This is a genomic window from Streptomyces sp. NPDC018263, from assembly GCF_055562575.1.
The window spans coordinates 263,912-282,147 of sequence record NZ_JBVHFA010000001.1 but is presented as its reverse complement, the minus strand read 5'-3'; the positions used below and the strand labels follow the sequence as shown (position 1 = coordinate 282,147).

General features: G+C 71.4%; 13 protein-coding genes and 1 pseudogene. 7 read left to right on the top strand and 7 right to left on the bottom strand.

What is annotated here, in order from left to right; all coding sequences use genetic code 11:
• The first annotated feature begins 53 nt into the window (after nucleotides 1-53).
• Nucleotides 54-1,754, top strand: a complete 1,701-nt coding sequence (locus tag ACZ3HQ_RS01245) for an acyl-CoA mutase large subunit family protein (RefSeq protein ID WP_467506960.1) — start codon at nucleotides 54-56, stop codon at nucleotides 1,752-1,754.
• Between the two features lie 6 nt (nucleotides 1,755-1,760).
• Here ACZ3HQ_RS01245 and ACZ3HQ_RS01240 read toward each other — a convergent pair whose 3' ends face one another.
• A complete protein-coding gene (locus ACZ3HQ_RS01240) occupies nucleotides 1,761-2,411 on the bottom strand; it encodes a TetR/AcrR family transcriptional regulator (protein WP_467506958.1) in 651 nt (216 codons plus the stop codon).
• A 224-nt stretch (nucleotides 2,412-2,635) separates the two neighbouring features.
• Here ACZ3HQ_RS01240 and ACZ3HQ_RS01235 point away from each other — a divergent pair, with 224 nt between their 5' ends.
• The 4 genes from ACZ3HQ_RS01235 to ACZ3HQ_RS01220 all read left to right on the top strand — a co-directional run bounded on the left by ACZ3HQ_RS01235 (nucleotide 2,636) and on the right by ACZ3HQ_RS01220 (nucleotide 6,875).
• Complete coding sequence (locus tag ACZ3HQ_RS01235) at nucleotides 2,636-3,607, top strand: tetratricopeptide repeat protein (RefSeq protein WP_467506957.1); 972 nt, start codon at nucleotides 2,636-2,638, stop codon at nucleotides 3,605-3,607.
• Between the two features lie 622 nt (nucleotides 3,608-4,229).
• Nucleotides 4,230-4,883 carry a DUF6230 family protein gene (locus tag ACZ3HQ_RS01230; RefSeq protein WP_467506955.1) on the top strand — a complete coding sequence of 218 codons (654 nt, stop codon included), beginning with the start codon at nucleotides 4,230-4,232 and terminating at the stop codon, nucleotides 4,881-4,883.
• A 116-nt stretch (nucleotides 4,884-4,999) separates the two neighbouring features.
• Nucleotides 5,000-5,527, top strand: a complete 528-nt coding sequence (locus ACZ3HQ_RS01225) for a DUF6114 domain-containing protein (RefSeq protein WP_467506953.1) — start codon at nucleotides 5,000-5,002, stop codon at nucleotides 5,525-5,527.
• Complete coding sequence (locus ACZ3HQ_RS01220) at nucleotides 5,517-6,875, top strand: hypothetical protein (protein WP_467506952.1); 1,359 nt, start codon at nucleotides 5,517-5,519, stop codon at nucleotides 6,873-6,875. Before ACZ3HQ_RS01225 ends, ACZ3HQ_RS01220 begins: the two co-directional genes overlap by 11 nt.
• Before the next feature lie 93 nt (nucleotides 6,876-6,968).
• Here ACZ3HQ_RS01220 and pyk read toward each other — a convergent pair whose 3' ends face one another.
• The 3 genes from pyk to pta form a co-directional block, all read right to left on the bottom strand.
• A complete protein-coding gene (gene pyk / locus ACZ3HQ_RS01215) occupies nucleotides 6,969-8,399 on the bottom strand; it encodes a pyruvate kinase (RefSeq protein ID WP_467506950.1) in 1,431 nt (476 codons plus the stop codon).
• A 108-nt stretch (nucleotides 8,400-8,507) separates the two neighbouring features.
• The gene (locus tag ACZ3HQ_RS01210) at nucleotides 8,508-9,716 is read right to left on the bottom strand and encodes an acetate kinase (RefSeq protein WP_467506948.1); all 1,209 of its coding nucleotides are present in this window, start codon (nucleotides 9,714-9,716) and stop codon (nucleotides 8,508-8,510) included.
• Nucleotides 9,713-11,803 carry a phosphate acetyltransferase gene (pta, locus tag ACZ3HQ_RS01205; protein WP_467506946.1) on the bottom strand — a complete coding sequence of 697 codons (2,091 nt, stop codon included), beginning with the start codon at nucleotides 11,801-11,803 and terminating at the stop codon, nucleotides 9,713-9,715. Before pta ends, ACZ3HQ_RS01210 begins: the two co-directional genes overlap by 4 nt.
• A gap of 242 nt (nucleotides 11,804-12,045) precedes the next feature.
• Here pta and ACZ3HQ_RS01200 point away from each other — a divergent pair, with 242 nt between their 5' ends.
• Nucleotides 12,046-13,071 carry an ATP-dependent 6-phosphofructokinase gene (locus tag ACZ3HQ_RS01200; RefSeq protein ID WP_467506944.1) on the top strand — a complete coding sequence of 342 codons (1,026 nt, stop codon included), beginning with the start codon at nucleotides 12,046-12,048 and terminating at the stop codon, nucleotides 13,069-13,071.
• Nucleotides 13,072-13,090: 19 nt separating this feature from the next.
• On the opposite strand, the gene ACZ3HQ_RS01195 is transcribed toward ACZ3HQ_RS01200, so the two are convergent.
• Both ACZ3HQ_RS01195 and ACZ3HQ_RS01190 read right to left on the bottom strand, forming a co-directional pair.
• Nucleotides 13,091-13,783 (bottom strand): response regulator, encoded by a 693-nt coding sequence (locus ACZ3HQ_RS01195; RefSeq protein WP_467506942.1) that lies wholly within the window; start codon nucleotides 13,781-13,783, stop codon nucleotides 13,091-13,093.
• 478 nt (nucleotides 13,784-14,261) lie between these two features.
• Nucleotides 14,262-15,852, bottom strand: a pseudogene (locus ACZ3HQ_RS01190) (sensor histidine kinase); the annotation flags it as partial.
• A gap of 123 nt (nucleotides 15,853-15,975) precedes the next feature.
• On the opposite strand from ACZ3HQ_RS01190, the gene ACZ3HQ_RS01185 reads away from it, so the two are divergent.
• Entirely contained in the window at nucleotides 15,976-17,391 is a 1,416-nt protein-coding gene (locus ACZ3HQ_RS01185) for a cation:dicarboxylate symporter family transporter (protein WP_467507951.1), read from the top strand.
• A gap of 96 nt (nucleotides 17,392-17,487) precedes the next feature.
• Here ACZ3HQ_RS01185 and ACZ3HQ_RS01180 read toward each other — a convergent pair whose 3' ends face one another.
• Nucleotides 17,488-18,102 carry a TetR/AcrR family transcriptional regulator gene (locus tag ACZ3HQ_RS01180; protein ID WP_467506941.1) on the bottom strand — a complete coding sequence of 205 codons (615 nt, stop codon included), beginning with the start codon at nucleotides 18,100-18,102 and terminating at the stop codon, nucleotides 17,488-17,490.
• Nucleotides 18,103-18,236: the final 134 nt, after the last annotated feature.

Here is an 18,236-nt window from a genome sequence, read left to right as displayed (position 1 = left end):
GTACGGCGGTTTGCCATCGACATTTACTAGGACGTCCAAGTAAATTCGATGGTATGGACGCTCACGCGATCGAAGAAGGCCGCCGGCGGTGGCAGGACCGGTATGACCGCGCGCGGAAGCGCGACGCGGATTTCAGCACGTTGTCGGGGGACGCGGTCGAGCCGGTGTACGGGCCGCGCGACGGGGACGTGTACGAGGGGTTCGAGCGGATCGGGTGGCCGGGGGAGTACCCGTTCACGCGGGGGCTGCACGCCACCGGGTACCGGGGGCGGACCTGGACCATCCGCCAGTTCGCCGGGTTCGGCAACGCGGAGCAGACCAACGAGCGGTACAAGATGATCCTCGCGGCGGGCGGCGGCGGCCTGTCCGTGGCGTTCGACATGCCGACCCTGATGGGCCGCGACTCCGACGACCCGCGCGCGCTGGGCGAGGTCGGGCACTGCGGGGTGGCCATCGACTCGGCCGCCGACATGGAGGTCCTCTTCGGGGACATCCCGCTCGGTGACGTCACCACCTCGATGACGATCAGCGGCCCCGCCGTCCCCGTCTTCTGCATGTACCTGGTCGCCGCCGAGCGCCAGGGCGTCGACCCGGCGGTGCTCAACGGCACGCTCCAGACCGACATCTTCAAGGAGTACATCGCCCAGAAGGAGTGGCTCTTCCAGCCCGAGCCGCACCTGCGCCTCATCGGCGACCTGATGGAGCACTGCGCGGCCGGCATCCCCGCCTACAAGCCGCTCTCCGTCTCCGGCTACCACATCCGCGAGGCCGGGGCGACGGCCGCGCAGGAGCTGGCGTACACCCTCGCGGACGGCTTCGGCTACGTGGAGCTGGGCCTCTCCCGCGGCCTGGACGTGGACGTCTTCGCGCCCGGCCTCAGCTTCTTCTTCGACGCCCACGTGGACTTCTTCGAGGAGATCGCCAAGTTCCGCGCCGCCCGCCGCATCTGGGCCCGCTGGATGCGGGACGTGTACGGGGCGAAGACCGACAAGGCGCAGTGGCTCCGCTTCCACACCCAGACCGCCGGGGTCTCGCTGACCGCGCAGCAGCCGTACAACAACGTCGTCCGCACCGCCGTGGAGGCGCTCGCGGCCGTGCTCGGCGGCACCAACTCGCTGCACACCAACGCCCTGGACGAGACCCTCGCCCTGCCCAGCGAACAGGCCGCGGAGATCGCGCTGCGCACGCAGCAGGTGCTGATGGAGGAGACCGGCGTCGCCAACGTCGCGGACCCGCTGGGCGGTTCCTGGTACATCGAGCAGCTCACCGACCGCATCGAGGCGGACGCCGAGAAGATCTTCGAGCAGATCAAGGAGCGGGGCCTCAGGGCTCACCCCGACGGGCAGCACCCCATCGGCCCCATCACCTCCGGCATCCTGCGCGGCATCGAGGACGGCTGGTTCACCGGCGAGATCGCCGAGTCCGCCTTCCGCTACCAGCGGTCGTTGGAGAAGGGGGAGAAGCGGGTCGTCGGCGTCAACGTCGCCACCGGCTCCGTCACCGGCGACCTGGAGATCCTCCGGGTCAGCCACGAGGTCGAGCGCGAGCAGGTCCGCGTCCTGGCCGCCCGCAAGGCCGCCCGCGACGACACGGCCGTACGCAAGGCCCTCGACACCATGCTGGACGCCGCCCGCTCGGGGGCCAACATGATCGAACCCATGCTGGAAGCGGTACGCGCGGAGGCCACCCTCGGCGAGATCTGCGGGGTGCTGCGCGACGAGTGGGGGGTGTACACGGAGCCCGCCGGGTTCTGACCCGCGTCAACTCGCCGGTTCCCCCGAGGGAGTGAGGTTCGGCGGCGCGGCGGTGAGGCCCAGGAGCAGGATGTGGGTGAAGCCGCGGGCCCACTCCTCGTCCGCCGGTTTGCCGCTGACCAGGGCGCGGTGGACCACCGCGCCCGCCACCATGTCGAAGATGAGGTCGACCGTGCGCGCGGACTCCTCCGGGTCGGCCTCCGACGGGAGTTCGCCCCGCTCCTGGGCCCGCGCCCGCCCGGCCAGCACCAGCCGCTTCTGCCGTTCCACGATCGAGGCGCGCACCCGCTCGCGCAGCGCGTCGTCCCGCGTGGACTCCGCGACCACGCCCATCAGCCCGCACTTGGCCTCCGGACGGTTCAGGATCGCCGCGAACTGGAGCACCACGCCCTCGATGTCGGCGGCCAGTGAGCCCCGGTCGGGCAGCACCAACTCGTCGAACAGTTCCGCGACCGCGTCCACCACCAGCTCGTGCTTGCCCGACCAGCGGCGGTAGAGCGTCGTCTTGGCCACCCCGGCCCGCGCCGCCACGTCCGAGAGCGTGAGCCCTGACCAGCCCAGATCCACCAGCCCCTCCCGCGTCGCGGCCAGGATCGCGGCATCCGCGGCGGCGCTGCGCGGGCGCCCGGTACGGGTGGCGGGGGAGCGGCTCTGCATGGACACGACCCTAGCCGGGTTCCCCCGGGACGTCGTGAGAGAGATCACCGGAAAGTGCTGTCGCGGAAGCGGTCACTACTATTACGCTACGACTCGTAGCGAAAGCTCGTGACGGACGTACACGGGCGACGACCACAGGCGCGGGTGGGGACCCGGCGCCGACCGCGATCGCCGACCACGATCGTTTTTTTCCTTCATGCGCCGGAACGGGGGAGGATAGACGCATGCAGCCACGGAACATGTCCATGAGCGGCGTCGTCGACCTCGCCGCGGTGAAGGCGGCCCAGGAGGCCAAGGCCAAGGCGGAGCAGGCGCGCGCCGAAGCCGCCCGGCACGGCGGCGCGGGCGCGGTGTCGCCGGCCGACCTCGTCATCGACGTCGATGAGGCGGGCTTCGAACGCGAAGTCCTCCAGCGCTCCGCCGAAGTCCCGGTCGTCATCGACTTCTGGGCCGAATGGTGTCAGCCCTGCAAGCAGCTCAGCCCGCTGCTGGAGCGGCTGGCCGTCGAGTACAACGGGCGCTTCCTGCTCGCCAAGGTCGACGTCGACGCCAACCAGATGCTGATGCAGCAGTTCGGGGTCCAGGGGATTCCCGCCGTCTTCGCGGTCGTCGCGGGGCAGGCGCTCCCCCTCTTCCAGGGCGCGGCCGACGAGCAGCAGATCCGCGAGACCCTCGACCAGTTGATCCAGGTCGCCGAACAGCGCTTCGGCCTGACCGGTCTGACCGTCGACCCGGACGCCGCTCCGGGCGCCGCGCCCGCCGCGGAGGCGCCGGAGGGACCGTACGACGCCCTGCTGGCGGCCGCGGTGGAGGCGCTGGACGCGGGCGACCTCGGCGGCGCCGTCCAGGCGTACCGCAATGTGCTGAGCGACGACCCGGCCAACACCGAGGCCCGACTCGGCCTCGCGCAGGCCGAGTTGCTCCAGCGCGTGCAGGGCATGGACCCGCAGCGGGTGCGCAGGGACGCGGCCGAGAAGCCGGCGGACGCGGAGGCCCAGATCGCCGCCGCCGACCTGGATCTGGTGGGCGGTCATGTCGAGGACGCCTTCGGCCGGCTCACCGAGACCGTGCGCCGTACCGCCGGCGACGACCGGGACGCGGTGCGCCGCCGGCTGCTGGAGCTCTTCGAGGTCGTGGGCGCCGACGACCCGAGGGTGGTGGCCGCGCGCAGGGCCCTGGCACGGGCGCTGTTCTGACGAGCGGTCGGGCGCGTGGCGCGTGATACCGGGCTCGCCGGATGGCCGGTCTGGTCCATGAGTGATCACGCTTTACCAAAACTTGGTAAACCCGCCTGCTGTTACTCCGAGTAAGTCACAGCCGTTGGTCTGTCCGGCTTCGCCCGAGGATCAACGGCTTTGCTCTGCCCACCGATGGCACGGTCTGTCGCACTCCGAGACCGCTGGGTCGTCGTTCGGTTATCGCGCCGTTACTAGCCGGTAACGGCGCCCCTTGTGCGGGCGGCGAGAATGCACCACGATCGGCCACGCTCGGTCCATTCCCGTACCCCGGCAGCCGGCCGGGAAGTGGGAGATTCTGGGTCCCCACCGAGCAGAGCCGGCGGCAGTGGCGCCGGCTCTGGGGCAGGGGGGTCTTCACCCTCTTGGTGAAGCCTGTCCCGAAGGTTGTGCGTGATGTGCGTCAGGCGCGACCAGTGGTTGTCGCTCGGGGGTGAACGCCGGTTGTTCGGGCGCGGTTTCGTGCCGTCGAGCGAGGGCGCTCCCCTTCCCGAGGACGTAGCACTTCTCCCATCCCTGCCCGGCCGAGCCGCCCGCTGGGGCGATTCCGGGACAGGAGATGTACGTCCGAGAAGGAGGAAATATGGAGTCCCAGGTGCGTGGCGGGACCAGATGGAAGCGCTTCGCTGTGGTCATGGTGCCCAGCGTCGCCGCTACGGCCGTGATAGGCGTCGCCCTCGCGCAGGGTGCTCTCGCCGCGTCGTTCAGCGTGTCCGGTCAGTCGTTCAAGGTGACCGCGAAGACGCTCAACGGCCAGGGCTTTTCGCAGTACGGCGCGATCGACTCGGGTTACACCCTGAGCGGCGAGAAGACGGCCCATCCGGTGGCGGTCTCGGCGTTCTCCAGCGCCAAGATCCAGAAGATGTGCCAGTCGGTCGTCACCCCCGGCATTCCGGGGATCGGCTCCGTCACGCTGCGGCTGACGGCGGGTGACAGCAGCGACCCGGACAAGCAGGTCGCCGCCGAGAACCTGTACATCGACGTCGAGGACCTGGGCGCTGACGCCACGTTCCACGACATCAACATCGGTGTCGCGGCCAAGGACCTCAAGGGTCCCGGCATCAAGAGCGGTGAGATCGCCAACAAGCAGGCCAACCCGTACGGGTTCGCCCAGGAGGCGACCTCGGCCGAGCTGACCGACGTGAAGCAGACGGCGTGGGCCACCACCGCCGGAACCTTCAAGCTCAACGGTCTGCACATGGCCCTGTCCACGGGCACCAAGGCCGAGTGCTACTAGGCACTGCCTGACGGGCGGGGGAGGCTGCACTCCCCCGCCCGTCCACTCTCCGGCCGCCGCTTCACCCGCGGCCCACATCTCCACCACAGCAATGCCGCACCAGGGAGCTGTTTTCCATGAGCGCCGAGACTCCTGCCGCCGCACCCGGCCAGTTCACCCGCCGGAGGCTGCAGTTCCGCGCCTGGCGGGGCGCCCGGCCTTTCTGGGCCGGTCTGTTCGTCATGCTCGGCGGCTTTCCGATCATGTACTTCCCGTACGCCCATCTTCAGATCGGTCATCTGACGGTGGCGATGGCCACCACCGCCGGAGCCGGTTCGCTGATCATCGGCGTGCTGCTCATCGTGCTGGGCATCAGCCTCTGGTTCCAGAAGCACGTACGGGTGTTCGCGGGCGTCGCGGCGATCCTGCTCGCGCTGGTGTCCATCCCCGTGTCCAATTTCGGCGGCTTCGTCATCGGCTTCCTCCTCTCCATGGTGGGCGGTGCCATGGGCATCGCCTGGACGCCCGGTCCGGGTGCGCAGGCGGAGGAGTCCGGCCGGTACGGCGTCCCGGCCCCGCGGAGCGAGGAGCCGGTGAACGAGCCGATGGACCTGTCAGGAACGAGCCCGGCCAACGAGGTGAACGGGAGGCACAGTGCCGGCTGACGAGGTGACCCACGGGCCCGATGTGGACGGGTCCCGTGCGAGAACCGGGCCCCGCCACGCGGCCCCCAAGAAACTGCTGTTCACCCGGCTCCACATGCCGGCCGGGAAGGCCATCGCCTCCGTGGCGATGCCGACGGCGGTACTGATGGGCATGGGCTTCACGCCCACACTCGCCATCGCCGACAGCGGCGGCGGCACCCCGGCCTCCAACAGCCAGAAGGCGGCCGACTACAAGGACTGCGTCGAGGCGCTGGGCGGCAAGGTGGACGGCACCTCCGCGAGCCCCTCGCCCTCCGCCGGTGCGACCACCGGCTCCGCCACGCCCAGCCCCTCGGCGTCCGCCGGGGACAAGGCGGACGAGGGTGACGGCAAGGCGTCCTCGCCGGGTTCAGGTTCCGGCGACGACGCCTTGGGCGGTGCGCCCGCCACGGGTCCCTCCGCATCCGGCTCGAAGCCCGCGGCCGCGCCCTCCGCGCAGCCGCCGGCCGCCGGGGAGACCCCCGCCGACACCCCGTCGCCCTCGGCGAGTTCGAAGGGCGCCGACGGCGGGCTGCTCGGGACGATCGGGGACGCCCTCGGGGACGTGCTCACCGGGGGCAAGCAGGCCGGTACGCCGTCCGCGACCGAGCCCGCGCCCTCCGCCTCCAGCACCCCCGCCCCCTCCGCCTCCTCCTCGGCCCCCACCAAGGACGACGAGGACAAGCCGGCCGGCACCCCCGCGGCGGGCGCCAAGGGCGCGGCGACGGGCGCGGAAACGGGTTCCGCCGAAGCGGGTGAGAAGGCCGGGGAGACCCCCGGGCCGAGCACCTCCGCCTCCGCAAGCACCTCCGCCTCCGCGAGCCCCAGCCCCTCCGCGAGCGCCTCCGACGCCGCCGAGGACTGCGAGAAGGCCACGGACGACGTCGGCGGCATCGACAACAAGCAGCTCCTCGCCGACGACCCGTGGTACCTCAACGCCAGTTCCCTGCTGCTCAAGGGCGCCGACTACCAGGGCGTGGTCCAGGTACGGACCGCGAGCGGCAAGGTCAAGAAGGTGCTGAAGTACGTCATCTCCGACGGCACCGACATCGGCGACCTGCACCAGACGGTGAAGGACAAGGCGTCCGGCAAGACGTACCACGTCCAGGCCGGCAAGGGCACCATGTCCACGATCCGCGGCGGCGACACCACCATGTACACCGAGAGCATCTCGGGCAAGCTGTTCGGTCTGATCCCGATCACCTTCAGCCCGGACAGCCCGCCGCCGCTGAACATCCCGCTGATCTACTTCACCGACGTGACGGTCCAGCAGGCGGCCCAGTTCGGCGGCACGCTGACCATCCCCAAGCTGCACCAGTACGCCGACTGAAAGCACCACCACGAGCCCGTTCGGGAGCCGCACAACACCGTGGCCCGGTCCCCCTCAGTGAGGGGAACCGGGCCACGGTCCTGTCGGGGGGTGTCAGTCGCGGTCGCCGCCGCCCACGTGGTGCACCCGGACCATGTTGGTGGTGCCGGGGACACCGGGGGGCGAACCCGCGGTGATGACGACCGTGTCGCCGTCGTTGAAGCGGCCCAGCTTGGCCAGCTCCTGGTCCACCATGTCGACCATCTCGTCCGTGGTGTTCACGAACGGCACCACGTGCGACTCCACGCCCCAGCTCAGCGTGAGCTGGTTGCGGGTGCCCTCGTCCGTGGTGAAGGCCAGGATCGGCTGGGCCGCGCGGTAGCGGGAGAGCCGGCGGGCGGTGTCACCGGACTTGGTGAACGCGATCAGGCCCTTGCCGCCGAGGAAGTCGGCGATCTCGGCCGCCGCACGGGCCACCGAACCACCCTGCGTACGCGGCTTCTTGCCCGGCACCAGCGGCTGGAGGCCCTTGGAGAGCAGCTCCTCCTCGGCCGCCTTGACGATCTTCGACATCGTCTTGACGGTCTCCACCGGGTACGCGCCCACGCTGGACTCGGCCGACAGCATGACCGCGTCCGCGCCGTCCAGGATCGCGTTGGCCACGTCGGACGCCTCGGCGCGGGTCGGCCGGGAGTTGGTGATCATCGACTCCATCATCTGGGTCGCCACGATCACCGGCTTGGCGTTGCGCCGGCACAGCTCGATCAGGCGCTTCTGCACCATGGGGACCTTCTCGAGCGGGTACTCGACGGCGAGGTCGCCACGGGCGACCATCACACCGTCGAACGCCATCACGACGTCCTCCATGTTCTCGACCGCCTGCGGCTTCTCCACCTTGGCGATGACCGGGACCCGGCGGCCCTCCTCGTCCATCACCTTGTGGACGTCCTGCACGTCCTTGGCGTCGCGGACGAAGGACAGGGCGACCATGTCGCAGCCCATGCGCAGCGCGAAGCGCAGGTCCTCGACGTCCTTCTCGGACAGCGCGGGCACGTTGACGGCCGCGCCGGGCAGGTTGATGCCCTTGTGGTCGGAGACGACACCGCCCTCGATGACGATCGTCTTGACCCGCGCGCCCTCGACGTCCACGACCTTCAGTTCGACGTTGCCGTCGTTGATCAGGATCTGGTCGCCGCGCGAGACGTCGCCCGGCAGGCCCTTGTACGTCGTACCGCAGATGTGCTTGTCGCCCGGCACGTCCTCGGTCGTGATGACGAACTCGTCACCGCGCTGCAGCTCCACCGGGCCCTCGGCGAAGGTCTCCAGCCGGATCTTCGGGCCCTGGAGGTCGGCCAGGACGCCGATGGCGCGCCCGGTCTCCTTGGCGGCGGCCCGGACGCGGTCGTACCGCGCCTGGTGCTCGGCGTGGGTGCCGTGACTGAAGTTGAACCGGGCCACATTCATGCCCGCCTCGATCATGGCGACGAGCTTGTCGTGGGAGTCGACCGCGGGGCCGAGAGTACAGACGATTTTCGAACGGCGCATGAGGCGATCCTATCGGTTTGTTTCCCTGCGGAATATTCCGGCCGGCGCAAGATACAGACGATGCAAATGGGCGGACAGGCGCTCAGGCGTGTTACTGCGGTGTAATGCTCAGCTCTTCTTTCCGGCCAGCGCATAGGTCTGCGTCGCGATCTCCAGTTCCTCGTCGGTCGGCACCACGGCGACGGCCACCCGCGCGGAGGCGGGCGAGATCAGCCGGGCCCCGTCGGACCGTACGGCGTTCAGCTCCTCGTCCACCGCCAGGCCGAGGCCGTCGAGGCCCGCGATCGCCGCGGACCGCACGGCCGCCGCGTTCTCCCCGACCCCGGCCGTGAACGCCACCGCGTCCACCTGCCCGAGTACGGCGTAATAGGCGCCGATGTACTTCTTGACGCGATGAATGTAAATGTCGAAGGCGAGGGCCGCCGCTTCGTCGCCCTCGTCGACGCGGCGCCGGATCTCCCGCATGTCATTGTCCCCGCACAGACCGAACAGACCGCTCCTCTTGTTGAGAAGAGTGTCGATCTCGTCCATGGACATATCCCCGACACGGGCCAAATGGAAGATGACCGCCGGGTCGAGATCACCGGACCGGGTACCCATCACCAGGCCCTCCAGCGGGGTCAGCCCCATCGAGGTGTCCACGCACCGGCCCCGCTCCACCGCCGAGGCGGACGCGCCGTTGCCCAGGTGCAGCACGATCACGTTCACCTCCTCCGGCGCCTTGCCGAGCAGCCGCGCGGTCTCCCGCGACACGTACGCGTGCGAGGTGCCGTGGAAGCCGTAGCGGCGGATGCGGTAGCGGTCGGCGATCTTCGGGTCGATCGCGTACCGCGCCGAGGACTCCGGCATCGAGGTGTGGAACGCGGTGTCGAAGACGGCGACCTGGGGCAGGTCCGGGCGCAGCGCCATGGCGGTGCGGATGCCGGTCAGGTTGGCCGGGTTGTGCAGCGGGGCCACCGGGATCAGCCGCTCGATCTCGGTGAGCACCGAGTCGTCGATGACGGTGGGCTCGGTGAAGAACATGCCGCCGTGCACCACCCGGTGCCCGATCGCGGCCAGCTCCGGGGAGTCCAGGCCGAGGCCGTCGCGGGCCAGCTCCTCCGCGACCGACTTCAGCGCGGTCTCGTGGTCGGCGATGGGCCCGGTCTGCTCACGGGTCTCGCCGGTGGCCAGCGGGGTGTGGCGCAGCCGGGAGGTCTGCTCGCCGATCCGCTCCACCAGGCCCACCGCGAGACGGCTGCTGTCCCGCATGTCCAGGAGCTGGTACTTCAGCGAGGACGAGCCGGAGTTGAGGACGAGTACACGGGTGGGGGTCACTGCTGGGAAGCCCTTTCGGTCGGCGCCTGCGCCTGGATCGCGGTGATGGCGACCGTGGTGACGATGTCCTGCACCAGGGCGCCGCGCGAGAGGTCGTTGACCGGCTTGCGCAGGCCCTGGAGGACCGGTCCGACCGCGATCGCCCCGGCCGAGCGCTGGACGGCCTTGTAGGTGTTGTTGCCCGTGTTGAGGTCCGGGAAGATCAGCACGCTGGCCTGGCCGGCCACCTCCGAGCCGGGCAGCTTGGTCGCGGCCACGGCGGCGTCCACGGCCGCGTCGTACTGGATCGGGCCCTCGATCTTGAGGTCGGGCCGGTGCTCGCGGGCCAGCTCGGTCGCCTCGCGCACCTTGTCCACGTCGGCGCCGGAGCCGGAGGTGCCGGTGGAGTACGACAGCATGGCGATCCTCGGCTCCACGCCGAACTGTGCGGCCGTCGCCGCCGACTCCACCGCGATGTCCGCGAGCTGCTCGGCGTTCGGGTCGGGGTTGACCGCGCAGTCGCCGTAGACCAGCACCTTGTCGGCCAGGCACATGAAGAAGACCGAGGAGACGATCGCGGCGTCCGGCTTGGTCTTGATGATCTCGAAGGCCGGGCGGATGGTGGCCGCGGTGGAGTGCACCGAGCCGGAGACCATGCCGTCGGCCAGGCCCTCCTGCACCATCAGGGTGCCGAAGTAGTTGACGTCGGAGACCACGTCGTAGGCCAGCTCCACGGTGACGCCCTTGTGGGCGCGCAGCGCGGCGTACTTCTCCGCGAAGGAGTCGCGCAGCTCCGAGGTGGCCGGGTCGATCAACTGGCAGTCGCCCAGGTCGATGCCGAGGTCGGCGGCCTTCTTGCGGATCTGGTCCTCGGGGCCGAGCAGCGTCAGGTCGCACACGCCCCGGCGCAGCAGCACCTCCGCCGCGTGCAGCACGCGTTCCTCGGTGCCCTCGGGGAGGACGACGCGGCGCTTGTCGGAGCGGGCCTGCTCCAGCAGCTTGTGCTCGAACATCATCGGGGTGACCCGGTCGCCGCTGGGCGCGGAGACCCGGCGGGCCAGGTCGGCGGTGTCCACGTACCGCTCGAAGAGGCCGAGGGCGGTCTCCGCCTTGCGCGGGGTGGCGGCCGTCATCCGGCCCTCCAGCGAGAACAACTGCCCGGCGGTGGGGAAACTGGTGCCGGCCACCGAGAGCACCGGGGTGCCGGGGGCGAGGCGGGCGGCCAGGGTGAGGATCTCCTGGCTCGGCACCTCGTCCAGGGTGAGCAGCACACCGGCGATGGGCGGGGTGCCGGCGCTGTGCGCGGCCAGCGAGCCCACGACCAGGTCGGCGCGGTCGCCCGGCGTCACGACCAGGCAGCCGGGGGTCAGTGCGGTGAGGAAGTTGGGCAGCATGGCGCCGCCGAAGACGAAGTCCAGCGCGTCGCGGGAGAGGCCGGAGTCGTCGCCGAGCAGCACCTTCGCGCCGAGGGCGTGGGCGATCTGGGAGACGGTCGGCGCGGAGAGGGCGGGCTCGTCGGGCAGCACGTAGCAGGGGACCGGCATGCGGTCGGCGAGCCGGCCGGCGATCTTGTCGCGGTCCTCGCGGGCGGCGCGGTTGGCGACCATGGCGAGGACGTCGCAGCCGAGGCCGGCGTAGGCGCGGTAGGCGTTGCGGGTCTCGGCGAGCACCGACTCGGCGGACTGCTTGCGGGCGCCGACCACCGGGATCACGGACGCGCCGAACTCGTTGGCGAGGCGGGCGTTGAGGGCCAGCTCGTCGGGGAGCTGGGTGTCGGCGAAGTCGGTGCCGAGGACGAGGACCACGTCGTAGTCGCGGGCGACCAGGTGGAAGCGGTCGACCAGGGCGGAGACCAGTTCGTCGGTGCCGCGCTCGGCCTGGAGGGTGGACGCCTCCTGGTAGCTCATGCCGAACCCGGTGGCGGGGTCCTGCTGGAGGCGGTAGCGGGACCGGAGCAGTTCGAAGAGGCGGTCGGGGCCGTCGTGGACGAGGGGGCGGAACACCCCGACCCGGTCGACCTGCCGGGTCAGCAGTTCCATGACGCCCAGGTCGACGACCTGCCGGCCGTCGCCCCGGTCGATCCCGGTCACGTACACGCTGCGTGTCACGCGTGCTCTCCGATCCTTGCTCGTACGGCGTCCGCCTGCTTCGCCTCACGCCTGCACAGAAATCGCCCACCCGAGGTGAGCGGAACCCTCTTGACAATACCTGCGGGTCTGGATAAGGCGCCCGTCAGTCCGGTGAGGGCCCGAAGCCGCTGGTGGGGGCGGTGGTCGTCGGCCGTTCGGCGGCCGTGAAAGAATCGGAGCGGCTCACCGGTACCCACAGCGACGAGCAGGAGCACAGCACGATGCGCATCGGAGTTCTCACCGCAGGCGGCGACTGCCCCGGCCTGAACGCCGTGATCCGGTCGGTCGTGCACCGCGCCGTGGCGCACTACGGCGACGAGGTCATCGGCTTCGAGGACGGCTACCGGGGGCTGCTGGACAGCCACTACCGCACCCTCGACCTGGACGCGGTCGGCGGCATCCTGGCGCTCGGCGGCACCATCCTCGGCTCCTCCCGCCTGGAGCGGGACCGGCTGCGTGAGGCGTGCGAGCGGGCCACCGACATGGCCCAGGAGTTCGGCATCGACGCGCTGATCCCGATCGGCGGCGAGGGCACGCTCACGGCGGCCCGCATGCTGTCCGACGCCGGTCTGCCGGTCGTCGGTGTGCCGAAGACCATCGACAACGACATCTCCGGCACCGACCGCACCTTCGGCTTCGACACCGCGGTGGGTGTGGCCACGGAGGCGATGGACCGCCTCAAGACCACGGCCGAGTCGCATCAGCGGGTCATGGTCGTCGAGGTCATGGGCCGGCACGCGGGCTGGATCGCGCTGGAGTCCGGCATGGCCGCCGGCGCCCACGGCATCTGCCTGCCCGAGCGGCCCTTCGACCCGGCCGACCTGGTCAAGATGGTCGAGGAACGGTTCGCGCGCGGCAAGAAGTTCGCCGTCGTCTGCGTCGCCGAGGGCGCCCACCCGCTGGACGGCACGATGGACTACGGCAAGGGCGACATCGACCAGTTCGGCCACGAGCGCTTCCAGGGCATCGGCACCGCCCTCGCCTACGAACTGGAGCGCCGCCTCGGCAAGGAGGCCCGCCCGGTCATCCTCGGCCACATCCAGCGCGGCGGCACCCCCACCGCCTACGACCGCGTCCTCGCCACCCGCTTCGGCTGGCACGCCGTGGAGGCCGCCCACCGGGGCGAGTTCGGCGGCATGACCGCCCTGCGCGGCACGGACATCGCGATGGTCCCGCTGGCGGAGGCGGTGACGGAACTCAAGACGGTCCCGGTGTCCCGCATGGACGAGGCGGAGTCGGTCTTCTAGCCGACGCGCGCGGGCGCGCTCAGCGCTCCGGCAGCCAGTGGTACCGCAGCTCCGGGCGCCCCACCTGGCCGTACTGCGGGCGCCTCGCCGCGCGGGCCGCGTCCACCAGGTACTCCAGGTAGCGGCGGGCCGTGATGCGGGAGATGCCGACCACCTCCGCGACCTCCGCCGCCGTGCGGCCCTCCGGGGTCTCGCGCAGGACGCCCGTGACCCGTTCCAGCGTCGGCGCGCTCAGGCCCTTCGGCAGGGCCGCCGGAGCCGGTGCGCGCAGGGCGGCCAGCGCGCGGTCCACCTCGTCCTGGCCGCTCGCCTCGCCCGCCGCCGCGTGGTACTCGGCGTAGCGGAGGAGGCGGTCGCGGAGGGTGGCGAAGGTGAAGGGTTTCAGGACGTACTGGACCACGCCCAGGGAGACGCCCTCGCGGACGACCGCCAGGTCGCGGGCCGAGGTGACCGCGATGACGTCCGCCTGGTGGCCCGCCGCGCGCAGGGAGCGGGCGAGCTGGAGGCCGTGGACGTCGGGGAGGTGCAGGTCGAGCAGGAGGAGGTCGACCGGGGTGCGGTCCAGGATGCGGCGGGCGGCGGCGCCGGTGCCTGCTTGGCCGACCGCCACGAAGCCGGGCACCCGGCCGACGTAGAGGACGTGCGCGTCCGCCGCCACCGGGTCGTCCTCCACGACCAGGACGCGGATGGTCGGCTGCTGCCCGGGGGTCATGCGCCGCCTCCCGGCACCGGGCGCGTGGGCGCGTCGGACGTGGTACCGGCCGGCCGGGTGTCCACGCTCTCCGTCGGGGGCTCCAGCGGCAGCCGGGCCGGGAGTGGGTGGCCGTCGGCCTCGGCCGGGGCGTCGGGGCTCCTCTTGGCGGGCAGCCGGGTGTCCGCGTACCGCGTCGGAGGCTCCAGCGGCAGCCGGGTGTCCGTGTGCTGCGTCGGGGGCTCCGGCGGCGGCCGGGTGTCCGTGTGCTCCGTCGGGGGCTCCAGCGGTGGCCGGGCCGGGAGTGGGTGGCCGTCGGCCCCGGCCGGGGCGCCGGGGCTCCTCTCGGCGGGCGGCCGGGTGTCCGTGTGCTGCGTCGGGGGCTCCGGCGGCGGCCGGGTGTCCGTGTGCTCCGTCGGGGGCTCCGGCGGCGGCCGGGTGTCCGTGTGCTCCACCGGGGGCTCCAGCGGTGGCCGGGTGTCCGGGTGCTCCGCCGGAGGCTCCAGTGGCAGCCGGGCCTCGAACACAGCGCCGCCGCCCGCCGCCTCGGCCACCGTCAGCGTGCCGGTGAGCCGGGTGACCGTCTGCCTGACCAGGGCCAGGCCGAGGCCCCGCCCGCCGGGGCCGGCCGGCTTGGTGGTGAAGCCGCGCCGGAAGACCAGGTCCGCGTGGGCCGGGTCGACGCCCGGACCGGTGTCCGCCACCCGCAGCAGCAGCGCCTCCCCGGCCGCGTACGCCGTCACCGTGACCCGGGCCCCCGTGCTGCCCTGCGCCGCGTCCACCGCGTTGTCGATCAGGTTGCCCAGGATGGTGACGAGGTCGCGCACCGCGAGGTCCGCCGGGAGCACGCCGTCGTCGAGCCGGCTCTCGGGCGAGACGAGCAGCTCCACACCCCGCTCGTGCGCCTGCGCGGTCTTGCCCAGCAGCAGCGCGGCCAGCACCGGCTCGCCCACCGCCGCGACCACCTGATCGGTGAGCGTCTGGGCCAGCTCCAGCTCGGCCGTGGCGAACTCCACCGCCTCCTCGGCCCGCCCCAGCTCGATCAGCGACACCACGGTGTGCAGCCGGTTCGCCGCCTCGTGCGCCTGTGACCGCAACGCCTGGCTGAACCCGCGCTCGGAGTCCAACTCGCCCATCAGCGACTGGAGTTCGGTCACATCCCGGAGCGTGACGACCGTACCCCGGTGCTCCCCGCCGGACACCGGCGAGGTGTTGACCACCAGGACGCGGGAGGCGGTCAGGTGCACCTCGTCCACCCGGGGCTCGGAGGACAGCAGCGCCCCGGTGAGCGGCCCCGGCAGTCCGAGGTCCGCGACCGAGCGGCCGACCACCTCGCCGCCGACCCCGAGCAGCTCCCGCCCGCCGTCGTTGATCAGCGCCACCCGGTACCGCCCGTCCAGCATCAGCAGCCCCTCGCGCACCGCGTGCAGCGCCGCCTGGTGGTAGTCGTGCATCCGGCTCAGCTCGGCCGCGTTCATCCCGTGGGTGTGCCGGCGCAGCCGCGCGTTGATCACGTACGTACCCACCGCGCCCAGCAGCAGCGCCGCCCCCGCCACCCCGAGCAGCGCCGTCACCTGGTCCTGGACCCGCGCGCTGATCGCTTCCACCTTGATTCCGGCACTGACCAGCCCCACCACCCGGCCCCCGTCCGTCACCGGCGTCACCGCGCGCACGGAGGGGCCCAGCGTGCCGGTGTACGTCTCGGTGAAGGTGTGCCCCCGCAGGGCCGGGCCGGTCCGGCCGAGGAAGCGCCGGCCTATCTCGTCCCGCGTCGGATGGGTCCAGCGGATGCCCCGCGGGTCCATGATCGTGACGAAGTCGACGTCCGCGTCCCGCATCACCTGGAGCGCGTACGGCTCCAGCTCGGCGGAGGGGTCCGGGGTGCGGATCGCCGCCCGCACCGAGGGGGCGTCCGCGATGGACCGGGCCACCGCCGTGACCTGGCGTTCCGCCGCGTCGCGGGCCTGGCGCTGGTCGCTGACGTAGGTGAACAGCGCGTACCCGGCCACCAGCACCGCGACCAGCACCGCCTGCATGGCGAAGAGCTGGCCCGCCAGGCTGCGGGGTCGGGGGAGGGCGGGGGCGCGCATGCCTAGCAGTGTGCCTGTCCGTTCGGGCGTGAACTAAATGAACGGAAGGGTGACCGCCCTCACAGGGCGGGAGATAGTCTCCGCGATCCCCTGCAACGCCCGGACGTGAGCCGCACGCCGGTCATGCCGACGAAGACGTCAAGGAGAGCAGTCGTGGCCGCCAGCACCCCCGGTACGGCACCAGCCGCCCCCGCCGTGAAGCGGGACCGTACCCATTACCTGTACATCGCCGTCATCGTGGCGGTCGCGCTCGGCATCGCCGTGGGCCTGATCTGGCCGGACGCCGGGGTGGAGCTGAAGCCGCTCGGCACCGGATTCGTGAACCTGATCAAGATGATGATCTCGCCGGTCATCTTCTGCACGATCGTGCTCGGGATCGGTTCCGTACGGAAGGCCGCGAAGGTCGGCGCGGTCGGCGGCATCGCGCTCGGCTACTTCACCGTGATGTCGCTGGTGGCGCTCACCATCGGCCTGGTCGTCGGCAACGTGCTGCACCCCGGCGAGGGCCTGCACCTGACCGCCGCGCTCCGCCAGAGCGGCCACGCGCAGGTGTCCGCCGACGCGCTGCCCCCGGTGGACTTCGTGCTGTCGATCATCCCGGTCACCTTCGTGTCCGCCTTCACCGAGGGCCAGGTCCTCCAGACCCTGCTGGTCGCGCTGCTCACCGGCTTCGCGCTCCAGGCGCTGGGCGCGGCCGGGCAGCCCGTACTGCGGGGCATCGAGCACATCCAGCGGCTGGTCTTCCGCATCCTGGCCATGGTCATGTGGGCCGCGCCCATCGGCGCCTTCGGCGCGATCGCGGCCGTCGTCGGCTCGTCCGGCATCGACGCGCTCAAGAGCCTCGCCGTGCTGATGTTCGGCTTCTACGTCACCTGCGTGCTGTTCGTCTTCGTGGTGCTCGGCGCGCTGCTGCGGATCGTCTCCGGGCTGAACATCCTCCTGCTGCTGAAGTACCTCGCCCGCGAGTTCCTGCTGATCCTGTCGACCTCGTCCTCGGAGTCCGCGCTGCCGAGGCTCATCGCCAAGATGGAGCACCTCGGTGTCAGCAAGGCGGTCGTCGGCATCACCGTGCCGACCGGGTACTCCTTCAACCTCGACGGCACCATGATCTACATGACCATGGCGTCCCTCTACATCGCGGACGCGCTCGGCACCCCGATGTCCCTCGGCGAGCAGATCCCGCTGCTGCTGTTCCTGCTGCTGGCGTCCAAGGGCGCGGCGGGGGTCAGCGGCGCCGGGCTCGCCACGCTCGCGGGCGGTCTCCAGTCGCACAAGCCGGCGCTGGTGGACGGGATCGGGCTGGTGGTCGGCATCGACCGGTTCATGAGCGAGGCGCGCGCGCTGACCAACTTCGCGGGCAACTCCGTCGCCACGGTGCTGATCGGTACGTGGACGAAGGAGATCGACTCGGACCGGGTGAAGCGGGTGCTCGCGGGGGAGCTGCCGTTCGACGAGACGACGTTGCTGGACGAGGGGCGGGAGGACGAGCGGTCCTCGGCGGAGGAGGAAGAGGGCGGGAAGGAACTCGCCAAGGCGTGAGGGACTCTCCCGCACCCGCATGAACGGGAGCCCTGCAAGGGCCTGTTGTCGCCGGCCGCCCGACCCCGCCTGAACCGGGGCCGGGCGGCCGGTCTTTCACGCCGTCTCGCCCGCCCGCGCCACCAACTCCGTTGCCGCGCCGACCGGTACGCCCGCCGCCGTGAGCGCGGTGACCGCCGCCGCGTGACCCGCCTCCTCGGGCGGGAGCAGCCCCTCGTTCACCGCCTCCATGACGGCGAAGAGGAGCTGCTCGTGTACGAAGGCCAGCGCGGCGGCGGGCAGCGGTGAGCTGAACACCCCTTCGTCCAGGCCGCGTTGAAGAACGCGCGTCTTCTCCTCGCGCAAGGGGGCGAGGCGGTCGCGGATGCCCTGGACGGTGACCGTCCGCTGGGCCAGCGCGATCAGCAGACGGTAGCGGTCGGCGATCTTCCAGACCGCGAGCACCGAACGGGCCACCGCGTCGGCCGGTCCGGCCTCGGCGTCGAGGGCGCCCAGATCGGCGTCGGTCAGCACCCGCACGGCTTCGTCGACGAGCGTGCCGATCAGCGCCTCCCGGCTGGGGAAGTGCCCGTACACCGTGCGCCGGACAACACCGGCGGCGCGCGCGATCTGGTCCATCGAGGCGTCCGGGTCGCGCAGCAGCTCGGCGAGGGCGACGTCGAGGATGCGGCGCCTGTTGGTGTCGGCGCGGCTGGGGTTACCCGTGGTCATGGCAGTCATTGTGCACACCTTCCCGACTTGCACGGCACTGTGCAAGGTCGTACATTGCACATGGTTGTGCAATTGCACGCCACTGTGCAAGTACTTCTTGTGCCTGTCGTGCCTGTCGTCGAGGAAGGTCAGCC

Coding starts and splice junctions, on each gene's coding strand:
- ACZ3HQ_RS01245 (WP_467506960.1), top strand. CDS start 54: ATGGACGCTCACGCGATCGAAGAAGGCCGCCGGCGGTGGCAGGACCGG.
- ACZ3HQ_RS01240 (WP_467506958.1), bottom strand. CDS start 2,411: ATGCAGAGCCGCTCCCCCGCCACCCGTACCGGGCGCCCGCGCAGCGCC.
- ACZ3HQ_RS01235 (WP_467506957.1), top strand. CDS start 2,636: ATGCAGCCACGGAACATGTCCATGAGCGGCGTCGTCGACCTCGCCGCG.
- ACZ3HQ_RS01230 (WP_467506955.1), top strand. CDS start 4,230: ATGGAGTCCCAGGTGCGTGGCGGGACCAGATGGAAGCGCTTCGCTGTG.
- ACZ3HQ_RS01225 (WP_467506953.1), top strand. CDS start 5,000: ATGAGCGCCGAGACTCCTGCCGCCGCACCCGGCCAGTTCACCCGCCGG.
- pyk (WP_467506950.1), bottom strand. CDS start 8,399: ATGCGCCGTTCGAAAATCGTCTGTACTCTCGGCCCCGCGGTCGACTCC.
- ACZ3HQ_RS01200 (WP_467506944.1), top strand. CDS start 12,046: ATGCGCATCGGAGTTCTCACCGCAGGCGGCGACTGCCCCGGCCTGAAC.
- ACZ3HQ_RS01195 (WP_467506942.1), bottom strand. CDS start 13,783: ATGACCCCCGGGCAGCAGCCGACCATCCGCGTCCTGGTCGTGGAGGAC.
- ACZ3HQ_RS01185 (WP_467507951.1), top strand. CDS start 15,976: ATGCCGACGAAGACGTCAAGGAGAGCAGTCGTGGCCGCCAGCACCCCC.
- ACZ3HQ_RS01180 (WP_467506941.1), bottom strand. CDS start 18,102: ATGACCACGGGTAACCCCAGCCGCGCCGACACCAACAGGCGCCGCATC.